Here is a 23,344-nt window from a genome sequence, read left to right on the forward strand (position 1 = left end):
GGGACACGATGAACTGGCAGAGCATCTTCAGCGTCTCGCTGGAATCCATCATCGGGTCCACCACTATTGCGTACGCGCTCGCGGCCATCGGCCTCAACGTCCACTTCGGCTACACTGGCCTGCTCAACTTCGGCCAGTCGGCGTTCCTGGGCGTCGGGGCCTACGGCATCGCGATCACCGTCTCGTCGTTCGACCTGCCGCTGGCGCTCGGCGTCGGCATCGGCCTCGCCGCGTCGATCCTGCTCGCGCTGCTGCTGGGCATCCCGACCCTGCGGCTGCGGGCCGACTACCTGGCCATCGTCACGATCGCCGCGGCCGAGATCATCCGGCTGCTGTACCGGGCGACCGACCTGCGCAAGTGGACGGGCGCCTCGGACGGCCTGCAGGGCTTCTCGCAGGACTTCTACGCGCTCAACCCCTACGGCAGCGGCGCCAGCATCAACATCGCCGACATCATCACGTTCAGCTCGCGTGACCTGTGGATCCTCACGGTCGGCTGGGCGCTGGTCCTGCTCAGCTGCCTCGTCGTCTGGCTGCTCATGAAGAGCCCGTGGGGCCGCGTGCTCAAGGCCATCCGCGAGGACGAGGACGCGGTGCGCAGCCTCGGCAAGAACGTCTTCTCGTACAAGATGCAGTCGCTGGTCCTCGGCGGCGTCATCGGCTGCCTCGGCGGCTTCGTCTTCGCCCTCGACCGGGCGGCGGTGCAGCCGGACACCTACGGCACCGAGTTCACCTTCTTCGCCTACACGATCGTCATCCTCGGCGGCGCCGCCCGGGTCTTCGGGCCGGTCGTCGGCTCGGCGATCTTCTGGGTGCTGCTGGTGTTCGTCGACTCGACGCTGAGCGAGATGTCGAACAACAAGGTCCTGCCGGACTGGTTCATGTCCACCACGCAGGCCGGGTCGGTGCGGTACATCCTGGTCGGACTCGGCCTCGTGCTGCTGCTGATCTACCGCCCGCAGGGCATCTTCGGCGACAAGAGGGAGGTCATGCTCGATGTCCGCTGAGACCACCGGGCGCGCGGCCCGGGACCGGGCGGTCGCGGCCCTCGCCGGCGTGCCCTGCGAGCCGGGCGTGCCCAAGCCCGACCCGATCCTGGTGGCCGACGGCGTCGTGCGCCGCTTCGGCGGCCTCACGGCCGTCGACGTCAAGCACGTCGAGGTGCAGCGCGGCTCGATCACCGCGCTCATCGGCCCCAACGGCGCCGGCAAGACGACGTTCTTCAACCTGCTCACCGGCTTCGACGCGCCGGACGACGGCAGCTGGACGTTCAACGGCAAGTCGCTGTCGGGCGTGCCCGCCCACAAGGTGGCCCGCGCCGGCATGGTCCGCACGTTCCAGCTCACCAAGGCGCTGTCGAAGCTCAAGGTCATCGACAACATGCGCCTCGGCGCCACGGGGCAGAAGGGCGAGAGCTTCTGGCGCGCCCTGCTGCCGGCCACCTGGCGGCAGCAGGAGGACGAGATCACGGCGCGGGCCGAGGACCTGCTCACCCGCTTCAAGCTGATGGCCAAGAAGGACGACTTCGCCGGCAGCCTCTCCGGCGGCCAGCGCAAGCTCCTGGAGATGGCCCGCGCCCTCATGGTGCAGCCGGAGATGGTCATGCTCGACGAGCCGATGGCCGGCGTGAACCCGGCGCTGACGCAGTCGCTGCTCGGCCACGTCAAGCAGCTGCGCGAGGACGGCATGACCGTGCTCTTCGTCGAGCACGACATGGACATGGTCCACGACATCAGCGACTGGATCATCGTCATGGGCCAGGGCGGCGTCATCGCCGAGGGCACGCCCGACAAGGTGATGGCCGACCCGCGCGTGATCGACGCCTACCTGGGCGCGCACCACGACGGCGCGGTCAAGAGCGTCGGCGGCGAGGAGATCGACGCCGGGGACCTCGACGAGAGCGACTCCGTGACGCTCGTCGGCGCGGTCGACGAGCTCGGCGACGAGGACGGCAGGAGGGGGCGGGAATGACGGACGCGATCGAGGACGACGCGGCCCCGACGAGCAACGAGATCGTCGACCGGACCGACCACGTGGCCCGGGCCGACGGCGCGGTCCTGCGGGCCGACGAGGTCGTCGCCGGCTACCTGCCGGGCGTGAACATCCTCAACGGCGCCGACCTGTACGTGCAGGACGGCGAGCTCGTCGGCATCATCGGCCCCAACGGCGCGGGCAAGTCCACGCTGCTGAAGGCCATGTTCGGCCTGGTGAACATCCGCACCGGCACGGTCACCCTGCGCGGCGAGAACATCACCAACCTCAAGGCGCACGCGCTGGTCGAGCGGGGCATCGGCTTCGTGCCGCAGACGAACAACGTGTTCGCCGCCCTGACCATCGAAGAGAACCTGCAGATGGGCACCTTCCTGAAGCCCAAGCGCTTCAAGGAGCGCTTCGACTTCGTCACCCAGCTGTTCCCGACCCTGGCGGAGCGCCGCAAGCAGCGCGCCGGCCTGATGTCGGGCGGCGAGCGCCAGATGGTGGCGATGGCCCGCGCCCTGATGATGGAGCCGACGGTCCTGCTCCTCGACGAGCCCTCGGCCGGCCTCTCCCCGGCCCTGCAGGACGAGGTCTTCTTCCGCACGAAGCAGATCAACTCCACGGGCGTCACGGTGGTGATGGTGGAGCAGAACGCCCGCCGCTGCCTCCAGATCTGCGACCGCGGCTACGTCCTGGACCAGGGCCGCAACGCCTACACGGCGTCGGGCGAGGACCTGATCAACGACCCCCGCGTCATCGAGCTGTACCTGGGCACCCTCGCAAGAGCCTAACGATCGTTTTGCCAGACCGATATCCCGCGCCGGCCACATGGTCCGGCGCGGGATATTCGCCGTCCGGAACGGCCCTTTTCCGGCCCCGCGTTTCACGCACCCGTAACACGCATTGTCTTGCATTTCAGCGTTTCTTGCGGCCCGCGTTTCACAATCACCATGACTCGGGCCCGCGCAACGCACGACCGTCGCTCCCGCCAGACACCGCTGTTCCCGGCGCGACATCCGTCCCGCCGGGAAGACCCTGCCATCGCCGTCGCGGCCACGAGCCCGCGGCCACCGTCCGCGCCGGCCACCGCCCGAAACGCCAGCCAGCCGTCCGTGCTGGCCTCCGCCCGAAACGCCGGCCGGCCACCCGCGCTGGCCCGCCCCGTGTCGGCCTCCGCTCGAAACGCCAGCCGGCCGTCCGTGCTGGCCTCCGCCCGAAACGCCAGCCGACCACCCGCGATGGCCGCTGCCCGAAACGCCGGCCGGCCACCCGCGCTTGCCCGCCCCGTGTCGGCCTCCGCCCGAAACGCCAGCCGGCCGTCCGTGCTGGCCACCGTCCGCGCCGGCTGGCCACCCCGAGTTGGTTGCTCAGCGTGCTGCGGATCTCGGTGCGCCGGCGGATCTCGGTGGGTCGGCTGGTCGCCCGGCTGTGCCGGGGCCCCCGCCGGTCGCGTGCCGGCCTGCCAGCGTGATCCAGGAGGTTGTGGGCCCGGCTGCCTGCTCGACGGCCCGCCAAGGGGTTACCGAGGCGACGGCGCCCATGATCGTGGGAAACATCTGGCTGCCCCGACGACCAGAAGTTTCCCTTGATCATGGGGGCGGTGGGGCGTCGCCGGGAATTCTGGTGACGTTGGTCGATGTACCCTCGGTTTTGGAGATCGACTTGAGGGTGGATCGACCGACGTCTTCGCCGACGTCGCGGCGGGGTGGCGGGAAGTGGCGGGGGTGGGTGGTGCGGGCGTCCGCGCGGGCGTAGCCCGCGGGCCCTTGGGGCGACGGCGATGGCAGCGTCCGCGGGGCCGGGGCGGATGCACCGGCGCCGCGAGCGGTGTCTGGCGGGAGCGACGGTCGCGCCTTGCGCGGACCCGAGTCAGCTGGAAACAGGGAGGCCCCCGACCGGCGGACCGGGCGGGGGCCTCTCAGGAGCCTCAGGCTCAGATCTTGCCGGTCTGGTACTTGACGTCCGAGGTCAGCTTGTTGTTGGCGTCGTAGGTGTAGACGCCGATGGTGGCCTCGGCCGGGTCGCCGGCGTCGTTGAAGGAGATCGGGCCGCTCAGGCCGTCGTAGTCGATGTTCTTGCCGGCCTTGATCAGGTCGACGCACTGCTTGTACGTCGTGCACTTCTCGCCGTCCTTGGAGACGGTGATGAGGTGCTTGGCGATCTCGGCCGGGTTGTCGCTCTTGGCCTCCTCGGCGGCCAGGGCCGCGAGGATGGTGGCGTCGTACGACTCGACCGCGTAGTTGAAGTCCTTCAGGTCCTTGTTGGCCGCGAGCAGGCGGGTCTTGAAGTCCGCCTTGGTCTCGGCGCCGGGCTGGGTGCCCTTGTAGCCGGTCAGGGTGCCGGGCGCGAAGTCCTTCGAGTAGTCGGCGATGTTACCGTCGACGAAGTACCACTTCTTGGACTTGAGGCCCTTCTCGATCAGCTTCGGGACGATCTTCTTGCTCTCGTCGAAGCCGATGATCGCGATGGCGTCCGGGTTGGCCGCCGCGATGTCGGAGACCTCGGTGGTGAAGTCCGCCGCCTTGGGGTCGTAGGTGATGCTCTTGACGACCTGGCCGCCGCCGCTCTCGATCTCCTTCTTGGCGTTTTCGGCCAGGCCGACGCCGTAGGAGTCGTTGAGGACCAGCATGCCGACCTTGGCGTTGCCGTCCTGGACGATGAGGTCACCGAGGACGCGGCCCTGCAGCGTGTCCGGCGGGGCGGTGCGGAAGTAGAGGCCCTTGTCGTTGTACGTGGTGAACGCCGTCGACGTGTTGGCCGGCGAGATCTGCACCACGCCCGCGCCGGTGATCTTGTCGATCACGGACAGCGAGACGGACGACGAGGCGGCGCCGATGATGACGTCGACCTTGTCCGTGAGCAGCTTGTTGACGGACTGGGTGGCGATGTCCGTGGAGGTGTCGCCGGAGTCCATGTGCTGGATCGACACCGGCTTGCCGAGCACGCCGCCGTTGTCGTTGATCTCCTTGATCGCGACGTCGACGCCGGCGAACTCCGGAGGGCCGAGGAAGGCGAGCGAGCCGGTCTGCGGCAGGATCGTGCCGATCTTCAGCACACCGTCGCCGGCCGCGCCGCCGGTGGTCGCGTTCGCGCTGGGCTCATCGCCGCTGTTGTCGCCACACGCGGCGAGCGCCAGGCAGGCAGCGCTCAGCACAGCGACGGAGCGCCATCCGAGATTGGGGCGGATCATCACCTGTCTCCTTTTTAACAGCGCGGTAGGCGTGGTTGCGCCTAGATGCCAAGACGCTGATGAAGGCACAACCTAATGACACTCACCCCGCCGCACTAGGCCTTCGGCCCGACACGCCTCAGGAAGTTGCGCAGTCGTAATCTTCCTGTTCGCAACCGCAACGCGAATCGCTTTGTCGGCACAATCAGGGGCGGTGTTGCGGACATCGGCGGCGGTTGCGGCAATCCGGGCAAAAGCCGTGTCGCGTCGGCCGGGCCTGAGGCCGAAAGTGTCGTACCCGCGGACTAGGGTTGCCAAGTGTGACGGGTTCGACTGACTCCAGGCTGCTGTTGCTCGACGGGCACTCGCTCGCCTACCGGGCGTTCTTCGCCCTGCCCGCGGAGAACTTCTCGACCGCGACGGGCCAGGTGACGAACGCCGTCTTCGGGTTCACCTCCATGTTGATCAACATGTTGAAGGACGAGCAGCCGACCCACGTGGCGGTCGCCTTCGACGTGTCGCGGCAGACGTTCCGCCTCGAGAAGTACGCGGAGTACAAGGCCAACCGCTCGTCGAGCCGCCCGGAGTTCGCCGGCCAGGTGGACCTCATCAAGGAGGTCCTCAACGCGCTGCGCATCCCGTTCATCGAGAAGCCCGGCTACGAGGCCGACGACGTGATCGCGACGCTGGCCCGGCAGGCGTCGGAGCTCGGCGTGCCGACCTCGATCATCACCGGCGACCGCGACGCCTTCCAGCTCGTCAGCGACATCGTGACGGTGTTGTATCTCAAGCGCGGCGTCTCCGAGATGGACCGCATGACGCCGGCCCGGGTCGAGGAGCGCTACGGCATTCCGCCGTCGCTCTACCGGGCGAAGGCGGCCCTGGTCGGTGAGGACAGCGACAACCTGCCCGGCGTCCCGGGGGTCGGCGACAAGACCGCCGCCAAGTGGATCGTGCAGTTCGGCGGGCTCGACGGGATCATCGCGCGGGTCGACGAGATCAAGGGCAAGGCCGGCGAGAACGTGCGCGCCCACCTCGCCGACGTCATGCGCAACTACGAGCTCAACGGCCTCGTCGACGACCTCGAGCTGCCGGTCGGCCCGGACGACCTGCGCTGGCGCGGGTGGGACCGGGAGGCCGTGCACCAGGTGTTCGACTCGCTGGAGTTCCGGGTGCTGCGCGAGCGGTTGTATCAGTACCTGGAGGCCGTCGAGCCCGAGGCGGAGTCCGGCTTCGAGCTGTCCGGCACCGTGCTGCACGGCGGCGTGGGCGCCTGGCTGGCCGAGCACGCGCCGGCCGGCACCCGGGTCGGCGTCGCCGTGGCCGGGAAGTTCGGCCGGGGCACCGGCGTGCTCACCGGCATGGGGCTGGCCGTCGCGGACGGGCCGGCGGCCTGGTTCGACCCGGCCGAGCTCGACGCCGAGGACGACGCCGCCGTCGGCGCCTGGCTGGCCGCCGCCGACCGGCCGAAGGTGCTGCACGACGTCAAGCCGGCGCTGCTGGCGTTCCTGGCCCGCGGGTGGAGCCTCCACGGCGTCGCGAGCGACACCGCCCTGGAGGCGTATCTGGCGCGGCCCGACCAGCGGTCGTACGACCTGAACGACCTGGCGTTGCGGTATCTCAAGCGGGAGCTGCGCGTCGACGCCCCCGACACCGGCCAGCTGACCCTCGAGGGCCTCGGCGGCAACACGGGCGAGGCCGAGGAGAACCTCATGCTCCGCGCCCGCGCCACGCTCGACCTCGCCGGCGCGCTCGCCGAGGAGCTGCGCCGCGACGGCGACTCGTCGTTCCGGCTGCTCGCCGAGGTGGAGCTGCCGCTCGTCGAGGTGCTCGCGCAGATGGAGCGCACCGGGATCGCGGCCGACGCGGAGTATCTCGGCGAGCTGGAGTCGAAGTTCGCCGCCGAGGTGAAGGCGGCCGCGCAGAGCGCCTACGCGGTCATCGGCCGCGAGTTCAACCTGGGCTCGCCGAAGCAGCTGCAGGAGATCCTGTTCAACGAGCTCGGGCTGCCGAAGACGAAGAAGATCAAGACTGGCTACACGACGGACGCGGACGCGCTGCAGGGGTTGTTCACGCAGACCGAGCACCCGCTGCTGGAGCACCTGCTGCGGCACCGGGACGTGGCGAAGCTCAAGACGACCGTCGACGGGCTGCTCAAGTCGATCAGCGACGACGGGCGCATCCACACGACGTATTTCCAGACCGTCGCCGCCACCGGCCGGCTGTCGAGCACCGACCCCAACCTGCAGAACATCCCGATCCGCACCGAGGAGGGGCGGCGGATCCGGCGGGCGTTCGTGGTCGGCGACGACTTCGAGACGCTGCTGACCGCCGACTACAGCCAGATCGAGATGCGCATCATGGCGCACCTGTCGAAGGACGAGGCGCTCATCGAGGCGTTCAACTCGGGCTTCGACTTCCACGCGGCGACGGCCTCGTCGGTGTTCTCCGTCCCCGTCGGCGAGGTGGTCCCCGACCAGCGCCGCAAGATCAAGGCGATGAACTACGGCCTCGCCTACGGCCTGTCGTCGTACGGGCTGGGCACCCAGCTCGGCATCACGCCCGCCGAGGCGACGGTGCTCATGGAGGAGTATTTCGCCACGTTCGGCGGCGTGCGCGACTACCTGCGCCAGATCGTGGCCCAGGCCCGCCGGGACGGGTATACGGAGACGGTGCTCGGGCGGCGGCGGTACCTGCCCGACCTCAACAGCGACAACCGCCAGCGCCGCGAGATGGCCGAGCGGATGGCGCTCAACGCCCCGATCCAGGGCTCGGCCGCCGACATCATCAAGGTCGCCATGCTGCGCACCGACCGCGCCCTGCGCGAGGCCGGTTTACGCTCCCGCATGCTCCTGCAGGTCCACGACGAGCTGGTGTTCGAGGTCGCCCCGGGCGAGCGTGAGCCGGTCGAGGCGCTGGTCCGCGAGCAGATGGGCGGCGCGTATCCGCTGGACGTCCCGCTCGGCGTCTCGGTTGGCTCGGGCCGCGACTGGAACGCCGCCGACCACTGACGCCGGCGCTCGCCCGGCGCCCGGCCGCGGACCGTCGTTGCCGCGCCGTGCCGGCCCGTCGCGGCGGACGAGGGATGTGTGTTACGTGGTAGGAAAACTGGGGCTATGACGCCGGTTTTCCTACCACGTATGCGGGACGGGTCGCGGCCGGAGGCCGCGGGCTCTTGGGGCGACGGCGATGGCAGCGTCCGTGGCGCCGGGGCGGATGCACCGGCGGCACGAGCGGTGTCTGGCGGGAGCGACGGTCGTGCCTTGCGCGGACCCGAGTCCTAGTTCCTGGGCTTCGTGGCTACGAAGATCGCGGTGCCGGGGAAGATGCGGCCGCGCAGGGGGCTCCACTGGCCCCAGGTCTCGGTGTGGCCGTCGGGCCACTCGGGCTCGACGAGGTCGTCGAGGACGAAGCCGGCGGCCACGAGCTCGCGGATGCGGTCGCCCAGGGTGCGGTGCTGCTCGACGTAGGTCGGCACGTGGTGGTCGTCCTCCTCGACGTAGGCACGGCGGTCGAAGTACGAGTGGACGGCGACCAGGCCGCCCTCGCCCGGGTCGTCGAGGAAGACCCAGCGCATCGGGTGGGTGATCGAGAAGGCCCAGCGACCGCCGGGGCGCAGGACGCGGTGGGCCTCGCGCATCACGCGGGCGGAGTCGGCGACGAACGGCACGGCGCCGAAGGCCGTGCAGACGATGTCGAACGTCTCGGCGGCGAACGGGAGGGCGGTCGCGTCGGCCTGGACGAGGGGGACCGCGACGCCCGATCGGGTGGCTCCCTGGGTGGCGTGGCGGAGCATGCCGGCGGAGAGGTCGCTCGCGTACGCCTCGGCGCCCTGGGTGCGCAGCCAGCGGGAGCAGGACGCGGCGCCGCAGCCGATCTCCAGGACGCGCTTGCCGGTGACGTCGCCGAGGAGGTGGGCGTCGGCCTCGCGCAGGCCCTCGGGGCACCACACGAAGTCGGCGTCGCCGAGGAACCTTCCGTGTTCGGCCTGGTAGGCGTCGGCGTCGGCGTCCCACCAGCCACGACTGGCGCGGCGGCTCTCGGACGGACTCACGGCGCGTCGTGTGACGCCTGCGTCAGGTGACGATTCCATGGACTGCAACGGTAGGCCCAGGACGGGGCTGGAAAAGTCGGCAGATCGGGTCTGGGGGAGGGTTGGACCATGTGGTATTGCGCAGGGTAGGCTGATCGGTGCACTCGTGGGTTTGTGCGCCTCGGCATGGAGCAGGCTCACGGTCGCCGAACACATCCTGAGCGCTTCCAATGCACTGATCCTGCACTGCGACAGGCGGGTTGTGCCCGACGACGGGTCCGCGGGAGCGCGCAGGTCCACCAGGTAATCCACCGACCGGAGCAACAGCCCACATGACGAGCAGCATCGAGGCCACCTCGAGCGCCAGCAGCAACAAGGTCACCATCGACGACCTCGGTTCCGAGGAGGCGTTCCTCGCCGCGATCGATGAGACCATCAAGTACTTCAATGACGGCGACATCGTCGAAGGCACCGTCGTCAAGGTCGATCGGGACGAGGTCCTGCTCGACATCGGCTACAAGACCGAGGGTGTCATCCCCTCGCGCGAGCTGTCGATCAAGCATGATGTCGACCCTGCTGAGGTCGTGTCGGTCGGTGACCACATCGAGGCCCTGGTCCTGCAGAAGGAGGACAAAGAGGGCCGCCTGATCCTCTCGAAGAAGCGCGCGCAGTACGAGCGGGCGTGGGGCACGATCGAGAAGATCAAGGAGGACGACGGCGTCGTTCGCGGCTCCGTCATCGAGGTCGTCAAGGGCGGCCTCATCCTCGACATCGGCCTGCGTGGCTTCCTTCCGGCGTCGCTCGTCGAGATGCGCCGGGTCCGCGACCTGCAGCCGTACGTCGGGCGTGAGCTCGAGGCCAAGATCATCGAGCTGGACAAGAACCGCAACAACGTGGTGCTGTCCCGCCGGGCCTACCTTGAGCAGACGCAGTCCGAGGTGCGCACCGAGTTCCTGCACAAGCTGCAGAAGGGGCAGGTCCGCAAGGGCGTCGTCTCGTCGATCGTCAACTTCGGTGCGTTCGTCGACCTCGGTGGTGTCGACGGCCTGGTCCACGTCTCCGAGCTGTCCTGGAAGCACATCGACCACCCGTCCGAGGTGGTCGAGGTCGGCCAGGAGGTGGAGGTCGAGGTCCTCGACGTCGATCTGGACCGTGAGCGCGTCTCCCTGTCGCTGAAGGCGACGCAGGAGGACCCGTGGCGTCAGTTCGCCCGGACCCACGCCATCCAGCAGATCGTTCCGGGTAAGGTCACCAAGCTCGTCCCGTTCGGTGCGTTCGTCCGCGTCGACGACGGCATCGAGGGCCTGGTGCACATCTCCGAGCTGGCCGAGCGCCACGTGGAGATCCCGGAGCAGGTCGTGCAGGTCGGCTCGGACGTCATGGTCAAGGTCATCGACATCGACCTGGAGCGCCGCCGAATCTCGCTGTCGCTCAAGCAGGCGAACGAGGGCTTCGTCGAGGGCGAGGAGCACTTCGACCCGACGCTCTACGGCATGTCGGCGACCTACGACGAGCAGGGCAACTACATCTACCCGGAGGGCTTCGACCCGGAGACCGCCGAGTGGATGCCCGGCTTCGAGAAGCAGCGCGAGGCGTGGGAGCAGCAGTACGCCGAGGCCCGGCAGCGCTGGGAGGCCCACACCAAGCAGGTCCAGTCGGCCCGCCAGGCCGACGCCACGGCGGAGCCGGCCGCGGCCGCTCCGGCGGGCGGCGGTTCGGTGAGCTCGTCCACCCCGACGGCGGCGCGCGCCCCGGAGGAGCCGGCGGGCACCCTGGCCACCGACGAGGCCCTCGCCGCGCTCCGCGAGAAGCTGGCGGGCGGCAAGAGCTGACGCTCTGTCCTGGGCTTTAGGGGAGCCCCGCGACCGGTTTTCGGTCGCGGGGCTCCTTCGTGTTTTGCGTGGGTTCGGCGTGCTGCCGCGGCCGCCGGGGCCGGGCCATCGCGAGGGGGTTCATGATCGCGGACGTTTCTGTGTCGAAAACGGACCACAAACGTCCGTGATCCTGGCGGGGGTCGGCTGGCTGGGGTGTCGTCCCGTATGTACGGGCCCAAATGGCGGCTCGGCCCGGCCGGCCCGGCGGTGGCCCGGCGGTGGCCCGGCGGGACGGTGCTGGTGGCGTTGGGACGGCCTGGACCACCGGTCGACGACCCGAACGGTGCGGAAGGGTGCGGCCGGCGCGGAGCGCAGCCACCCACCTGCGGTGACCACGCCCGTCGATGCCGGCGCCATGCCGGAGGCTGGCGCCACTATCGGCCGAGCGTCGTTTGCCGGCCACGCCGCTGGTGGGGCCCGGCGGTCGTGCCACACCCACGAACCGCCGGCGCCACGCGAGGCCGTTGGCCCGACCCGGCGCTACTTCACCCCCGCAACGTCCATAGCCCGCAGCTCCTTCTTCAGCTCGGCAACCTCGTCCCGCAGCCGGGCGGCCAGCTCGAACTGCAGCTCGCGCGCCGCCGCCAGCATCTGCTCGTTGAGGTCCTGGATCAGCGACGCCAGCTCGGCCCGCGCCATGCCCGCCCGCGCCGGCACCGCCGGGGCGCCCGCGGCGCCCTTGGTGCCGCCGCCGCGCTGCCGCGCGCGGGTGTTCTCCGGCGACTTGCCGCGGCTCATCTGCCGGCCGCCGCCGACGGTGACGGCGCCGCCCGGGCCGTGGCCGTTGACGGCGCCGGCGGTGTCCTCGGCCTCGCGGTAGATGTCGTCGAGGATGTCGCCCAGCTTCTTGCGCAGCGGCTGCGGGTCGATGCCGTTGGCCTTGTTGTAGGCCTTCTGCTTCTCCCGGCGCCGGTTCGTCTCGTCGATCGCCTGGGCCATCGAGGGCGTCATCTTGTCCGCATACATGTGCACCTGGCCGGACACGTTGCGCGCCGCGCGGCCGATGGTCTGGATGAGGCTCGTGCCCGAGCGCAGGAACCCCTCCTTGTCCGCGTCGAGGATCGCCACCAGGCTCACCTCCGGCAGGTCGAGACCCTCGCGGAGCAGGTTGATGCCGACCAGCACGTCGAACTCGCCCCGCCGCAGCTCCCGCAGCAGCTCCACGCGTCGCAGGGTGTCGACCTCCGAGTGCAGATACCGCACCCGGATGCCGTGCTCCAGCAGGTAGTCGGTGAGGTCCTCGGCCATCTTCTTGGTCAGCGTCGTGACCAGCACCCGCTCGTCGCGCTCGGTGCGCAGCTTGATCTCGTGCATGAGGTCGTCGATCTGCCCCTTGGTCGGCTTGAGCACGACCTCCGGGTCGATCAGGCCGGTCGGCCGGATCACCTGCTCCACGAACTCGCCCTGCGTCTGGGTCAGCTCCCACGGCCCGGGCGTCGCCGACAGGTACACCGTCTGGCCCACCCGCTCCTCGAACTCGTCGAACCGCAGCGGCCGGTTGTCCTGGGCGCTCGGCAGCCGGAACCCGTGCTCGACGAGCGTGCGCTTGCGGGAGGCGTCCCCTTCGTACATGCCGCCGATCTGCGGCACCGTCGCGTGCGACTCGTCGATGACGGTGAGGAAGTCGTCGGGGAAGTAGTCGAGCAGGCAGTGCGGCGGGCTGCCGGCCTCCCGGCCGTCGATGTGGCGGGAGTAGTTCTCGATGCCGTTGCAGAACCCGACCTGGCGCATCATCTCGATGTCGTAGGTGGTGCGCATCCGCAGCCGCTGCGCCTCCAGCAGCTTGCCCTCCCGGTCGAGCTCGGCGAGCCGCTCCTCCAGCTCCACCTCGATGTCCCGGATCGCCCGCTCCATCCGCTCCGGGCCGGCCGCGTAGTGGGTCGCCGGGAAGATCATCAGCGAGTCGGCCTGGCGGATCTCGTCGCCGGTCAGCGGGTGGAGGTACGCCAGCCGCTCGATCTCGTCGCCGAAGAACTCGATGCGGATCGCCAGCTCCTCGTAGGCCGGGATGATCTCCAGCGTGTCGCCGCGCACCCGGAACGTGCCGCGGTTGAACGCGAGGTCATTGCGCGTGTACTGAATGTCGACCAGCCGGCGCAGCAGCTTGTCCCGGTCGATCTCCTCGCCGACGGAGACCTTGGCGGCCCGGTCGAGATACTCCTCCGGCGTGCCCAGGCCGTAGATCGCCGACACGGTCGCCACCACGATGACGTCCCGCCTGGTCAGCAGGCTCATCGTCGCGGAGTGCCGCAGCCGTTCGACCTCCTCGTTGACCGACGAGTCCTTCTCGATGTAGGTGTCGGTCTGCGGGATGTAGGCCTCGGGCTGGTAGTAGTCGTAGTAGCTGACGAAGTATTCGACCGCGTTGTGCGGCATGAGGTCGCGGAACTCCTTGGCCAGCTGGGCGGCCAGGGTCTTGTTGTGGGCGAGCACGAGCGTCGGGCGCTGCAGTCGCTCCACCAGCCACGCGGTGGTCGCGCTCTTGCCGGTGCCGGTGGCGCCGAGCAGGACGGTGTGCCGGTTGCCGCCCCTCACGCGCCGCGCGAGCTCCTCGATCGCGGCGGGCTGGTCGCCGGATGGCCGGTACTCACTGACCACCTCGAAGCGGCGGTCCAAGCGTGGGATGTCGAGCGCCATGACCCAACCGTACGCGCGGGGTACGACAACTTTTGGGGGTCCTCGCCCTGGGTGCTCGATCGTATTCAGCCTGGCGATTGTGTGGGGAAGGTCACCGGACTACCGTAGACGCGTAGGCCGCTCGCGGCGGCCGACCGGAGAGCAGGCCGGCCACCACACGGTCGGCCCTCCCGGCGCCCGGTTGCAGCCCCGGTCCGTCACGACCGGCGAGCGCATCGGTGATGGATCGCGCGAAGCGCGCGACCGGCCGCCGCGAGCGCCCTAATGCCTGTTGCATCACTGGGGTCGGAGCGAGGCGGAGTCCAGATTTCGTCTGGCGTCGCCCCGCGGAAGTGTTGTAACCAGGCTTTCGCGGGGTGGCGCCAGACGAAATCTGGGCCCGCCGCAGCCCGGCCACAGTGATGCAACAGGCATTAGCTTAGGCCGTGACGATCCGCTGCCAGGCCGCCGTCACCGCAAGATCGAGTTCTTCCTCGGTGCCGTCATTGTGAATGGCGATGTCGGCCACCGCCCGCCGCTGCTCATCCGTGGCCTGCGCGGCGATGCGGGCACGGGCGTCCGCCTCCGACATCCCGCGCAGCCGCACGAGCCGGTCCAGGCGGGTCTCCAGCGACGCGAAGACGATCACGACGACCTGGTAGAGCCCCGCCATCCCCTTCTCGACCAGCAGTGGCACGTCGTTGACCACGACCGCGTCCGGCGGCGCCGCCGCGACGATCTCGGCGGAGCGGGCCCGCACGAGCGGGTGCGTGATCGCCTCCAGCCGCAGGCGCGCGGCGTCGTCGGCGAACACGATCCGGGCCAGCGCCGCCCGGTCCAGCGACCCGTCCGCCGCCAGCACCCCGTCGCCGAACTCGGCCGCCACCTGCGCCAGCCCCGGTGTGCCGGGCGCCACCACCTCGCGGGCGAGCCGGTCGGCGTCGACGATCACGGCGCCCAGGGCGGCGAGCCGGGCCGCCACGGCGCTCTTGCCGGCGCCGATGCCGCCGGTCAGCCCCACCATCTTCATGCAGCCATCACACCGGAAGGTGAATCCAGGTGTACCGCGGGGTCGCCCCGGCGTGGTCTGCACGTTTTCGGCGAATTGTCAATATATGTTCCTCCTGCGAGCAAGGGGGCGATCATGACAGTCGGGCGACACAGCCTGGGCCGGCCGGGCCTGGAGCGCCGCGGGCCGGCGCCGGCGCAGGTGGATCCGGACGGCCGGCGGCCGGCCCATCACCCGCGGCATCGACGCGAACGCAGCCTGTGGCAGTGGACGGGTGAGGCCATGAGCCTCCTCGCCGCCGTCGCGGTGCTGGCCCTGCTCGCGGTCAGCGGGTGGTACACGGCCACCGGTGCCTCCGCCATGGCCCAGATGCTGGCCAGATAGCTGACAAAAGACGGACGTGTGACAGCGCGTACTGGCGTTCTGCCGTGGTGCGGTCCCCGTGTAGTCAGCGATACTCTGCCCGGGCAGCCGCACCAACGCCAGGACCAGAAGGACGCGCCGCATGGAGCCGGGACACCCCCCACGGCAGGATCCACCGACGGAACACAGCCACGACCAGGTCAACGGGTCGCCACCGAAGCCCCGCAGCCGGCGCGGCTGGATGTCCGACTCGCCGCTCGACGGCGGGTCGGGCTGGCCGACGTCGGCCTACGCGATCGTGCCCCGGCAGCCCGCGCCGCCCCGGGAGGAGAGCCTCCCGGCGGCTGCGGAACCTGAGGAGGCGGCGCCCGTCGAGCCGGAGGGGCGACCCAACCGCGGGCGGCTCGTCACGCTGGTCGTCCTCGGCGTCGTCGTGCTGGCCATCGCGGTCGCCGGTGGGGTGCTGGCGACCCGCGACGCGTCCTCGCCCCGCTCCGGCACGCCGGCGGCGGTCACCACGCCGACGCCCGACGACCCGACGGTCGCGGCGACCGGTCCCTCCGCCGGCGCCTCACCGAGCGGCAGCGCCGGCCGGAGCCTCGACGTCAACGGCTCCCCGCTGCCGACCCCGAGCGGATCGTTCGCCGAGCCCGGCCCGGTCGTCGTCGAGAGCCCGGTCCCGCCGGACGCGACCGACGTGCTGCGCGTCGGCACCGTGCGGCTCAGCGCGCTGCTCGGCCTGCCCGGCGAGACGTTCGACTTCGACTCCGGCACCGCGACGGTCACCGGCGCCGACGTCACCGCCGCCGCGGTCGGTCTCAACGCCGGCACCGGCGCGATGCTGGCGGTCTGGACCGCGCCCGAGCCGCCGACGCTCGCCGGCTGCTCGGGCACCACCGTCCAGTGGTCCAACCAGGTGCTGCTCGCCGCGATGGTGCCCGGTGCACGGGTCTGCGTGCAGACCACCGACGGACGCTACGGCTGGTTCACCCCGCGCGGCGGCGGCGTCATCGTGAACGGCGCGCTCTACACCACGAACCTCGACTTCACCGTCTACAAGAAGACGGGGGACTGAGCGCCGCTCAGGGCGTCACGTCGGTGAAGTGCTCGACGCGCGGTGCGCCGTCGAAGAACGGGCCGATGAGCGCCCGCCACTGCGTGAAGCGGTCGGTGGCGCGGAAGTTGTCAAGATGTGCGTCGACCGAGTCCCACTCGACCAGCAGCACGAACCGGCTGGCCGACTCGACGCCCCGCGTCATCCGCACGGAGCGGCAGCCGGGGGTGGTCGAGAGGATCTCGTGACCCTTACGGTATGCGGCGGCGAACTCGTCCTCGCGGCCTTCGAGCACGTCGATGAGCGCAACTTCCAACACCATCCGGCAAGGGTAAAGGACACCGTGCTCGACTGGCTCACCTCTCCCGCGTTCCACGCCTTCGGCGCCCCGACGACGTGGGCCGAGCTGCTCGGCTTCCTCACCGGCCTGGTCACGGTCTTCCTCGTGGTGCGCCAGCACATCGCGAACTGGCCCCTCGGCATCGCCAACGTCCTGCTCCTCATGGTCGCGTTCTGGCACGTCGGCCTCTACGGCGACGCGTGGCTCCAGCTCGTGTACGTCGTGCTGGGCCTCTACGGCTGGTGGCAGTGGACGCTCGGCCGGACGCGCACGGTGCGCACGACGACCCGCACCGAGTGGTGGGCCCTCGCCGCCGCCGGTGTCCTGCTGAGCGTGGTCCTCTGGTGGTACCTCGACCGCTTCACCTCCTCCACGGTGCCCTGGCCGGACGCCGTCACGACCGCCGTGTCCCTGCTGGCGACCTACGGCCAGACGCTGCGCCTCGTCGAGAGCTGGTACCTCTGGATCGCCGTCGACCTCGTCTACGTCCCCCTCTACGGCTACAAGGACCTCTCGCTGACCGCCGTCCTCTACGTCGTCTTCCTGTGCCTGTGCGTGCTCGGCCTGCGCGAGTGGCGCGCCGCCTGGAGGACGGCATGGCGCACGGCCTGATCGTCGGCAAGTTCTACCCGCCGCACGCCGGCCACCATCACCTCATCGAGACCGCCGCCCGCGCCTGCACCGAGGTGACCGTCGTCGTCGCACCGTCCACAGTGGAGTCGATCCCGCTCGCCGACCGCCTCGGCTGGCTGCGCGAGGTCCACGCCGGCGACCCGGACGTGCGCTTCGTCGGCGTCTACGACGACCTGCCCATCGACTACGACGACCCGGCCGCGTGGGAGGCCCACTGCGCCCTCTTCCGCACGGCCGTCGGCGCCCGCGCGGTCGACCTCGTCTTCTCCTCCGAACCGTACGGCGAGGAACTCGCCCGCCGCTTCGCCGCCCGGCACGTCCCCGTCGACCCCGGCCGCGCCGCGGTGCCGGTGTCGGGCACCGCCGTGCGCGCCGACCCGGTCGCCCACTGGGACCGGCTCGCCCCGCCCGTGCGCGCCTGGTTCACCAGGCGCGTCATCGTCGTCGGCGCCGAGTCGACCGGCACCACCACCCTCGCCAAGGCACTCGCCGCGCAGCTGCGCCTGCGCCGGGGCGCCTTCGCCACCACCACCTGGGTCCCCGAATACGGCCGCACACTGACCTCCATCAAGATGGCCGGACTGGCACCCGGTCAGGGCGTGGCGGACCTCGTGTGGACGCGCGGCGACTTCGTCACCGTCGTGCGCGAGCAGAACGCCGCCGAGGACGCCGCCGCCCGGACCGGTGGACCCATTCTGGTCGGGGACACCGACAGTTTTGCCACGGCGATCTGGGAGGAGCGGTACCTGGGCAGCACCTCGTCAGTGGTCCGTGACGCGGCGCGACGACCCGCCCTGTACCTCCTGACGAGCGACGGGGGCGTGCCCTTCGAGGACGACGGCATGCGCGACGGAGAACATCTGCGCGGCTGGATGACCGAGCGGTTCCGCGCCGAGCTCGCCGCGGGTGACGTGCCCTGGATCGAGCTCACCGGCCCGTACCGCGCACGCCTCGAAACCGCCCTCCAGGCCTGCGACGCGCTGCTCGCCAAGGGCTGGAACCTGGCCACGCCGCTGCTCCCGCGGCGCTGAGCCGGAATTGTCGGTGGGCCCTGCTAGGGTCCGGCCCATGACGATCAGCCAGCACATCACGTCGTTCGCGGGCCTGCCGGTGACCGAGTTCCAGCCCGGCGTCGTCGACCGGCTCGACGCGGCCGGCACGTCCCGCGCTGGCGTCGCCTGGCGGATCGAAACCGACTACGAGGACAGCGTCGAGGTCTTCACCTCCACGCTCGACCGGCTCCTCGACGTCGTCGGCGGCGAGCACGTGCACGCCCTCGTGATCGGCCAGTGGGGCAGCGCCTACGACACCGCCCCGCCGCTCGACCGGCTGATCGCCGTGCGGGACCGGCTGCCCAACCTCAGGGCCCTCTTCGTCGGCGAGATGACCTACGAGGAGTGCGAGATCTCCTGGATCAACCACGGTGAGATCGCCCCGCTGCTCGGCGCCTTCCCCGGTCTTGAGGTGCTGTGGATCCGCGGCGCCGACGGGCTGCGGCTGTCCCCGGTCCGGCACCGGCGGCTCAGGGAGCTCGGCATCGAGAGCGGCGGCCTGCCCGCCGAGGTGGTGCGCGGCATCGCCGACTCGTCGTTCCCCGCCCTCACCAACCTGGAGCTGTGGCTGGGCGTGCGTGAGTATGGCGGCGACGTCGGCATCGACGACCTCACGCCGATCCTCGGCGGCGCCGAGCTGCCGGCGCTGCGCCGCCTCGCCCTGCGCAACGCCGAGATCGCCGACCTGGTCGCCGAGGCGCTCTCCGCCGCGCCGGTCGTGGCCCGCCTGCAGGAGCTCGACCTGTCGCTGGGCATCATCTCCGACCGCGGCGCCGAGGCGCTCCTGCTCGGCCAGCCGCTGACCCACCTGAGACGGCTCAACCTCAGCCACCACTTCATCTCCGCCGACCTCGGCGAGCGGCTCGCCGCCGAGCTGCCCGGCGTCGACGTCGACCTGTCCGACGAGCAGGAGGCCGACGACCCCACCGACCGCTACGTCTCGGTGGCCGAGTGATGTTCACCGTCGTCGGGATCCGTGGACACCGCCGGGTGCGGCTGTTCCGCGACGCCGCGCTCGCCGCGGGCCTGCCCGAGCCGGCGGTCGTCGACTGGCGCGAGGTGATCGCGGGCGAGTTCGCGATCGACCGGTCCACCCTCGTGCGGCTCGAGTCGCCCGGCGAGGACGCCGAGACCGACCGCCTGCTGCGCGGCGCACCCACCCTTGCGGAGCACGGCGAGATCGTGGGCCTGCGGGCCTGGCACCGCGGCCTGGTCGCCGCCGCCCGCCGCGTCGAGGCGTGCGGCGCCCCGCTGCTCACCCCCGTCGACGACCTTGCCGTCCTCTTCGACAAACGCCGCTGCCACGCGCGGCTCACCGCACACGGCGTCGCGGTGCCGGAGGCGTTCACGCCGCAGCGGACGACGGAGTCGTATGAGCAGGTGCGCGCCCACGGCTGGCCGAGGGTGTTCGTCAAGCCGGCCCACGGCAGCTCCGCCTCCGGCGTCGTGGCGCTCGCGTTCAACGGCCACCGAGTCAGCGCCTACACGTCGGCCGTCCTCGACCACGACCGGCTCTACAACGTGCTGCGCGTCCAGCACTACACCGACGAGCGCCTCGTCGCCGCCATCGTCGACCGGCTCGGCGCCGACGGCCTGCACGTCGAGCGCTGGTTCCCCAAGGCGGCCCACGACGGGCGGGTGTTCGACCTGCGCGTCGTCGTCATCGCGGGCCGGGCCGCGCACGTGGTGGTCCGGACCGGCCGCTCGCCGATGACCAACCTGCACCTGGGCAACGCCCGCGGCGACCTGGCGGCGGTCCGGGCCGCGGCGGGGGAGCAGCACTGGGCCGCGGCCATGCGCACCTGCGAGCGGGCCGCGGCCTGCTTCCCGGGCAGCCTCCACGTGGGCGTCGACCTGATGTTCGCGCCCGGCTACGCCAGGCACGCCGTCGCCGAGGTCAACGCCTTCGGCGACCTGCTGCCCGGCGTCCTCGTCGACGGCCGCGACACCTACGCGGCCGAGATCGCCGCCCTGACCCGGCACGGGCCGGGCACCGCCCCGCTCGACCGGCTGATCGGGGCGGCGGCATGAGGTCGCTCCTCGGCAGCCACGACCTGCTGTTCGTCACCCTCGACACGCTGCGGTTCGACGTCGCCGCCGACCTGCTCGCCGCCGGCCGCACGCCCAACCTCCGGGCGGTCCTCCCCGACGGCGGCTGGGAGCGCCGGCACACCCCGGCCTCGTTCACCTACGCCGCACACCACGCGTTCTTCGGCGGCTTCCTGCCCACCCCGGTCACGCCCGGCCCGCACGCCCGGCCGTTCGCGGCGCGGTTCCCCGGCAGCACCACGGTCGGCGACGACACCTGGGAGTTCGACGCGCCCGACCTGGTCACCGGCCTGCGCGCCGCCGGCTACCACACGATCTGCGTCGGCGGCGTCGGCTTCTTCGCGATGACCTCCCCGCAGGGCGGCGTGCTGCCCGGGCTGTTCGACGAGGCGCACTGGACCCGCGAGTTCGGCGTCACCAACCCTGGCTGCTTCGAGGCCCAGCTCGACCGGCTGAAGACGGTGCTGCCGGCCGCCGGGCCGCTGTTCACGTTCGTCAACGTCGCCGCGCTGCACCAGCCCAACCGGCACTATCTGCCCGGCGCCGAGGCCGACGGCATCGAGTCGCACGCGGCCGCCCTGGAATACGTCGACCGCCATCTGCCGACCCTGTTCACGCTCGCCACGTCCCGCGGGCGGCCCTGCCGGGTCATCATGTGCAGCGACCACGGCACCGCCTACGGCGAGGACGGGCACACCGGCCACCGCGTCGGGCACGAGGTCGTCTGGACCGTGCCGTATGCGGAGTTCACGCTGGCGGCCGGCGCATGGTAGCCCTCGGCCCGCCCTACCAGGGCTATCTCTACGCCTACCCGCACAAGACCGCCTACCGCCCGCTGCGCCCCCGCCCGCGGCTCGCCGACGTCTGGGCCGCCGAGCCCACCGGTGCCCTGTTCCTCTACGTCCACATTCCGTACTGCGAGATGCGCTGCGGTTTCTGCAACCTCTTCACCCGCACCGGCGCGCCCGAGGACCACGTCGCCGCCTACCTCGACCAGCTGGAGCGCCAGGCCGCCCGGGTCGCGGCCGCGCTGCCCGGCGACCCCCGCTACGTGCGGGCGGCGATCGGCGGCGGCACCCCGACGTACCTCGGCGCACACGAGCTCACGAGGCTCATCGACCTGGTCGAGCGCACCACCGGCGCCGACCTGCGCGCCGTGCCGCTGTCCGTCGAGACGTCACCGGCGACCGCCACCGCCGACCGGCTCGCCGTCCTGCTGGAGCGCGGCGCCACCCGGATCAGCATCGGCGTGCAGAGCTTCCGCGACGCCGAGGCGCACGCCGCCGGCCGCCCCCAGCGCCGCGACGAGGTCGACCGCGCGCTCGCCACCATCCGCGCCGCCGGCCCGGCCGACCTCAACATCGACCTCATCTACGGCATCCCCGGCCAGACCGTCGCGACGTGGACCGAGTCGCTGCGCACCGCACTCACGTGGCAGCCCGAGGAGCTGTATCTCTACCCGCTGTACGTCCGCCCCCTCACCGGCCTCGGGCGCCGCGCCACCGGCGGCGATCCCGACTGGGACGCACAACGGATGCGGTTGTACCGTCACGCCGCCGACCTGCTCGCCGAGGCCGGCTACCACCAGCTGTCCATGCGCGCGTTCCGCCGCGGCGACGCGCCGCCCGTGGCCGCCCCCGACTACTGCTGCCAGGACGACGGCATGGTCGGCGTGGGCTGCGGCGCCCGCTCGTACACGACCGGCCTGCACTACTCCTTCGACTACGCCGTCGGCGTGCAACAGGTCCGCGGCATCCTCGACGACTACCTGCGCCGCCCGGCGGGCGACTTCGACGTCGCCGAGGTCGGCTTCGCCCTGGACGCCACCGAGCAACGCCGCCGCTGGCTGCTGAAGACCCTGCTGCGCACCGAGGGCGTCGCGCCGGCCGACTACCGGGCGCGGTTCGCCACCGACGTCGACGACGACTTCCCGTCCCTCGCGGACCTGCGCGAGGCCGGTTACCTGGACGGCCACCGCCTCACCGCGGCGGGCCTGGCCCACTCCGACGCGATCGGCCCCTGGCTGGTCTCCGCCGACGTCCGCGCGGCCATGGCCGGACACGTGGCCCGATGACCACCACCCGCACCCCGCCCGCGCCCGACCCGCTGCGGATCCTCTATCGCGGCCCGCTGGCGAGCTGCAACTACGACTGCCCGTACTGTCCGTTCGCCAAGCGCCACGACCCGCCCGACCTGCTGCGGGCCGACCGCGCGGCGCTCCGCCGGTTCGTGGGCTGGGTTCGCGACCACCCGGCCGAGCCGGTCGAGGTCCTGTTCACGCCGTGGGGCGAGGGCCTGACCCGGTCGTGGTACCGCGACGCGCTCGTCGAGCTCTCCCACCTGCCCAACGTCGGCCGGGCCGTCATCCAGACCAATCTCTCCGCCCGGCTCGGCTGGGTCGCCGACGCCGACCCGGCGGCCCTCGCGCTGTGGTGCACGTACCACCCCGGCCAGGTCCCGCTGCCCCGCTTCCTCGCCGCCTGCGCCACCCTGCGCGCCCACGGCATCCGCCACTCGGTCGGCATCGTCGGCCTCCCCGACCACCACGCCGCCGCGGTGACCCTCCGCCGTGAGCTTCCCGCCGACGTGTACCTCTGGGTGAACGCCGCCGACGGCCACGAGTACACGGCGGCGGAGGAGGCGGCATGGACCGCGATCGACCCGCTGTTCGCCTACAGCGTCCGCCCCCACGCCTCGCACGGCCGCCCGTGCCGCGCCGGCACCGAGGCGATCTCGGTCCTCGGCGACGGCACCGTCCGCCGCTGCCACTTCGTCCAGCAGCCCCTGGGCAACCTCTACGACGGCACCTGGGAGGCCAGCCGCCGCAGGGTCCCGGTGACGATCACCGGACCAACGCCACCGGCCCCGCGACTACAGGGGCCGGGAGTGCGGGGGCCGGCAGCCGGAGAGCCCGCAGCGAGCCAACCGAGCACCAGTCAGAGCCGGCCGTGCCCGAACGAGGCATGCGACTGCCACATCGGCTACGTCCACCTGGAGACGCTGCCCCTGTACGACGTCTTCGCCGACGGAATCCTCGAACGAATCCCGCGCCGCTGAGAGCCGGGGAACGGCAAGGGCGACGGCAGGGAAGGGCCAGGAGGAGCGGACAGCCGACCAGAGGACAGCCGCCGCGAGCACACCGGCCCTGGACACCAGCCCGCGGACCGCGGCCAGG

Annotated in this window: 18 protein-coding genes and 1 pseudogene; 14 read left to right on the forward strand and 5 right to left on the reverse strand. The window is 71.3% G+C overall.

Features of this window, described 5'->3' with window-relative positions; genetic code table 11:
• The first annotated feature begins 8 nt into the window (after nt 1-8).
• The 3 genes from IEZ31_RS35600 to IEZ31_RS35610 are packed head-to-tail and all read left to right on the forward strand — an operon-like array spanning nt 9 to nt 2,768.
• Complete coding sequence (locus IEZ31_RS35600) at nt 9-1,007, forward strand: branched-chain amino acid ABC transporter permease (protein WP_190254467.1); 999 nt, start codon at nt 9-11, stop codon at nt 1,005-1,007.
• Nucleotides 997-1,971: an ABC transporter ATP-binding protein gene (locus IEZ31_RS35605; RefSeq protein WP_190254468.1), complete on the forward strand. Its 975-nt coding sequence runs from the start codon at nt 997-999 to the stop codon at nt 1,969-1,971. The genes IEZ31_RS35600 and IEZ31_RS35605 overlap by 11 nt, the downstream gene beginning before the upstream one ends.
• Nucleotides 1,968-2,768, forward strand: a complete 801-nt coding sequence (locus IEZ31_RS35610) for an ABC transporter ATP-binding protein (protein ID WP_190254469.1) — start codon at nt 1,968-1,970, stop codon at nt 2,766-2,768. The genes IEZ31_RS35605 and IEZ31_RS35610 overlap by 4 nt, the downstream gene beginning before the upstream one ends.
• A 1,142-nt stretch (nt 2,769-3,910) precedes the next feature.
• On the opposite strand, the gene IEZ31_RS35615 is transcribed toward IEZ31_RS35610, so the two are convergent.
• The gene (locus tag IEZ31_RS35615) at nt 3,911-5,167 is read right to left on the reverse strand and encodes an ABC transporter substrate-binding protein (protein ID WP_190254470.1); all 1,257 of its coding nucleotides are present in this window, start codon (nt 5,165-5,167) and stop codon (nt 3,911-3,913) included.
• Between the two features lie 299 nt (nt 5,168-5,466).
• On the opposite strand from IEZ31_RS35615, the gene polA reads away from it, so the two are divergent.
• Entirely contained in the window at nt 5,467-8,157 is a 2,691-nt protein-coding gene (polA, locus tag IEZ31_RS35620) for a DNA polymerase I (RefSeq protein WP_190254471.1), read from the forward strand.
• A 269-nt stretch (nt 8,158-8,426) separates the two neighbouring features.
• Here the strand turns inward: polA and IEZ31_RS35625 are convergent, their stop codons facing one another.
• A complete protein-coding gene (locus IEZ31_RS35625) occupies nt 8,427-9,239 on the reverse strand; it encodes a class I SAM-dependent methyltransferase (protein ID WP_190254472.1) in 813 nt (270 codons plus the stop codon).
• Between the two features lie 272 nt (nt 9,240-9,511).
• Between IEZ31_RS35625 and rpsA the strand changes: the two genes are divergently transcribed.
• Nucleotides 9,512-11,011, forward strand: coding sequence for a 30S ribosomal protein S1 (gene rpsA, locus IEZ31_RS35630; RefSeq protein ID WP_190254473.1), 1,500 nt, complete (start codon nt 9,512-9,514; stop codon nt 11,009-11,011).
• 522 nt (nt 11,012-11,533) lie between these two features.
• Here rpsA and uvrB read toward each other — a convergent pair.
• Together uvrB and coaE are read right to left on the reverse strand one after the other, a co-directional pair.
• The gene (gene uvrB, locus IEZ31_RS35635; RefSeq protein WP_190254474.1) at nt 11,534-13,690 is read right to left on the reverse strand and encodes an excinuclease ABC subunit UvrB; all 2,157 of its coding nucleotides are present in this window, start codon (nt 13,688-13,690) and stop codon (nt 11,534-11,536) included.
• Between the two features lie 439 nt (nt 13,691-14,129).
• Nucleotides 14,130-14,699: pseudogene (gene coaE, locus IEZ31_RS35640) on the reverse strand (dephospho-CoA kinase); the annotation flags it as partial.
• Nucleotides 14,700-14,813: 114 nt separating this feature from the next.
• Between coaE and IEZ31_RS35645 the strand changes: the two are divergent.
• Both IEZ31_RS35645 and IEZ31_RS35650 read left to right on the forward strand, forming a co-directional pair.
• Nucleotides 14,814-15,062 carry a hypothetical protein gene (locus IEZ31_RS35645; protein WP_190254476.1) on the forward strand — a complete coding sequence of 83 codons (249 nt, stop codon included), beginning with the start codon at nt 14,814-14,816 and terminating at the stop codon, nt 15,060-15,062.
• Nucleotides 15,063-15,183: 121 nt separating this feature from the next.
• Nucleotides 15,184-16,116: a hypothetical protein gene (locus IEZ31_RS35650; RefSeq protein WP_190254477.1), complete on the forward strand. Its 933-nt coding sequence runs from the start codon at nt 15,184-15,186 to the stop codon at nt 16,114-16,116.
• Between the two features lie 7 nt (nt 16,117-16,123).
• On the opposite strand, the gene IEZ31_RS35655 is transcribed toward IEZ31_RS35650, so the two are convergent.
• Nucleotides 16,124-16,417, reverse strand: a complete 294-nt coding sequence (locus IEZ31_RS35655) for an antibiotic biosynthesis monooxygenase family protein (RefSeq protein ID WP_190254478.1) — start codon at nt 16,415-16,417, stop codon at nt 16,124-16,126.
• Between the two features lie 21 nt (nt 16,418-16,438).
• On the opposite strand from IEZ31_RS35655, the gene pnuC reads away from it, so the two are divergent.
• From pnuC to IEZ31_RS35690, 7 genes are read left to right on the forward strand one after another with little or no spacing between them, the layout of a single operon-like run.
• On the forward strand, nt 16,439-17,047 hold the full coding sequence (gene pnuC, locus IEZ31_RS35660; protein WP_190254479.1) for a nicotinamide riboside transporter PnuC: 609 nt from the start codon (nt 16,439-16,441) through the stop codon (nt 17,045-17,047).
• Complete coding sequence (locus IEZ31_RS35665; protein WP_190254480.1) at nt 17,032-18,099, forward strand: AAA family ATPase; 1,068 nt, start codon at nt 17,032-17,034, stop codon at nt 18,097-18,099. Before pnuC ends, IEZ31_RS35665 begins: the two co-directional genes overlap by 16 nt.
• 37 nt (nt 18,100-18,136) lie before the next feature.
• Nucleotides 18,137-19,075, forward strand: coding sequence for an STM4015 family protein (locus tag IEZ31_RS35670; protein WP_190254481.1), 939 nt, complete (start codon nt 18,137-18,139; stop codon nt 19,073-19,075).
• Nucleotides 19,075-20,151, forward strand: a complete 1,077-nt coding sequence (locus IEZ31_RS35675) for an STM4014 family protein (protein WP_190254482.1) — start codon at nt 19,075-19,077, stop codon at nt 20,149-20,151. The genes IEZ31_RS35670 and IEZ31_RS35675 overlap by 1 nt, the downstream gene beginning before the upstream one ends.
• Entirely contained in the window at nt 20,148-20,942 is a 795-nt protein-coding gene (locus IEZ31_RS35680; RefSeq protein ID WP_190254483.1) for an STM4013/SEN3800 family hydrolase, read from the forward strand. The genes IEZ31_RS35675 and IEZ31_RS35680 overlap by 4 nt, the downstream gene beginning before the upstream one ends.
• Nucleotides 20,936-22,243: an STM4012 family radical SAM protein gene (locus IEZ31_RS35685; RefSeq protein ID WP_190254484.1), complete on the forward strand. Its 1,308-nt coding sequence runs from the start codon at nt 20,936-20,938 to the stop codon at nt 22,241-22,243. The genes IEZ31_RS35680 and IEZ31_RS35685 overlap by 7 nt, the downstream gene beginning before the upstream one ends.
• Complete coding sequence (locus tag IEZ31_RS35690) at nt 22,240-23,226, forward strand: STM4011 family radical SAM protein (protein ID WP_190254485.1); 987 nt, start codon at nt 22,240-22,242, stop codon at nt 23,224-23,226. The genes IEZ31_RS35685 and IEZ31_RS35690 overlap by 4 nt, the downstream gene beginning before the upstream one ends.
• Nucleotides 23,227-23,344: the final 118 nt, after the last annotated feature.

Source organism: Dactylosporangium sucinum, from assembly GCF_014647515.1.
GTDB classification, from domain to species: domain Bacteria; phylum Actinomycetota; class Actinomycetes; order Mycobacteriales; family Micromonosporaceae; genus Dactylosporangium; species Dactylosporangium sucinum.

What these genes read in the sequence shown, in the direction of transcription:
- IEZ31_RS35600 (WP_190254467.1), top strand. Translation starts at nt 9, where the DNA reads ATGAACTGGCAGAGCATCTTCAGCGTCTCGCTGGAATCCATCATCGGG.
- IEZ31_RS35605 (WP_190254468.1), top strand. Translation starts at nt 997, where the DNA reads ATGTCCGCTGAGACCACCGGGCGCGCGGCCCGGGACCGGGCGGTCGCG.
- IEZ31_RS35610 (WP_190254469.1), top strand. Translation starts at nt 1,968, where the DNA reads ATGACGGACGCGATCGAGGACGACGCGGCCCCGACGAGCAACGAGATC.
- IEZ31_RS35615 (WP_190254470.1), bottom strand. Translation starts at nt 5,167, where the DNA reads ATGATCCGCCCCAATCTCGGATGGCGCTCCGTCGCTGTGCTGAGCGCT.
- IEZ31_RS35625 (WP_190254472.1), bottom strand. Translation starts at nt 9,239, where the DNA reads ATGGAATCGTCACCTGACGCAGGCGTCACACGACGCGCCGTGAGTCCG.
- rpsA (WP_190254473.1), top strand. Translation starts at nt 9,512, where the DNA reads ATGACGAGCAGCATCGAGGCCACCTCGAGCGCCAGCAGCAACAAGGTC.
- uvrB (WP_190254474.1), bottom strand. Translation starts at nt 13,690, where the DNA reads ATGGCGCTCGACATCCCACGCTTGGACCGCCGCTTCGAGGTGGTCAGT.
- IEZ31_RS35645 (WP_190254476.1), top strand. Translation starts at nt 14,814, where the DNA reads ATGACAGTCGGGCGACACAGCCTGGGCCGGCCGGGCCTGGAGCGCCGC.
- IEZ31_RS35650 (WP_190254477.1), top strand. Translation starts at nt 15,184, where the DNA reads ATGGAGCCGGGACACCCCCCACGGCAGGATCCACCGACGGAACACAGC.
- IEZ31_RS35655 (WP_190254478.1), bottom strand. Translation starts at nt 16,417, where the DNA reads ATGGTGTTGGAAGTTGCGCTCATCGACGTGCTCGAAGGCCGCGAGGAC.
- IEZ31_RS35665 (WP_190254480.1), top strand. Translation starts at nt 17,032, where the DNA reads ATGGCGCACGGCCTGATCGTCGGCAAGTTCTACCCGCCGCACGCCGGC.
- IEZ31_RS35670 (WP_190254481.1), top strand. Translation starts at nt 18,137, where the DNA reads ATGACGATCAGCCAGCACATCACGTCGTTCGCGGGCCTGCCGGTGACC.
- IEZ31_RS35675 (WP_190254482.1), top strand. Translation starts at nt 19,075, where the DNA reads ATGTTCACCGTCGTCGGGATCCGTGGACACCGCCGGGTGCGGCTGTTC.
- IEZ31_RS35680 (WP_190254483.1), top strand. Translation starts at nt 20,148, where the DNA reads ATGAGGTCGCTCCTCGGCAGCCACGACCTGCTGTTCGTCACCCTCGAC.
- IEZ31_RS35685 (WP_190254484.1), top strand. Translation starts at nt 20,936, where the DNA reads ATGGTAGCCCTCGGCCCGCCCTACCAGGGCTATCTCTACGCCTACCCG.
- IEZ31_RS35690 (WP_190254485.1), top strand. Translation starts at nt 22,240, where the DNA reads ATGACCACCACCCGCACCCCGCCCGCGCCCGACCCGCTGCGGATCCTC.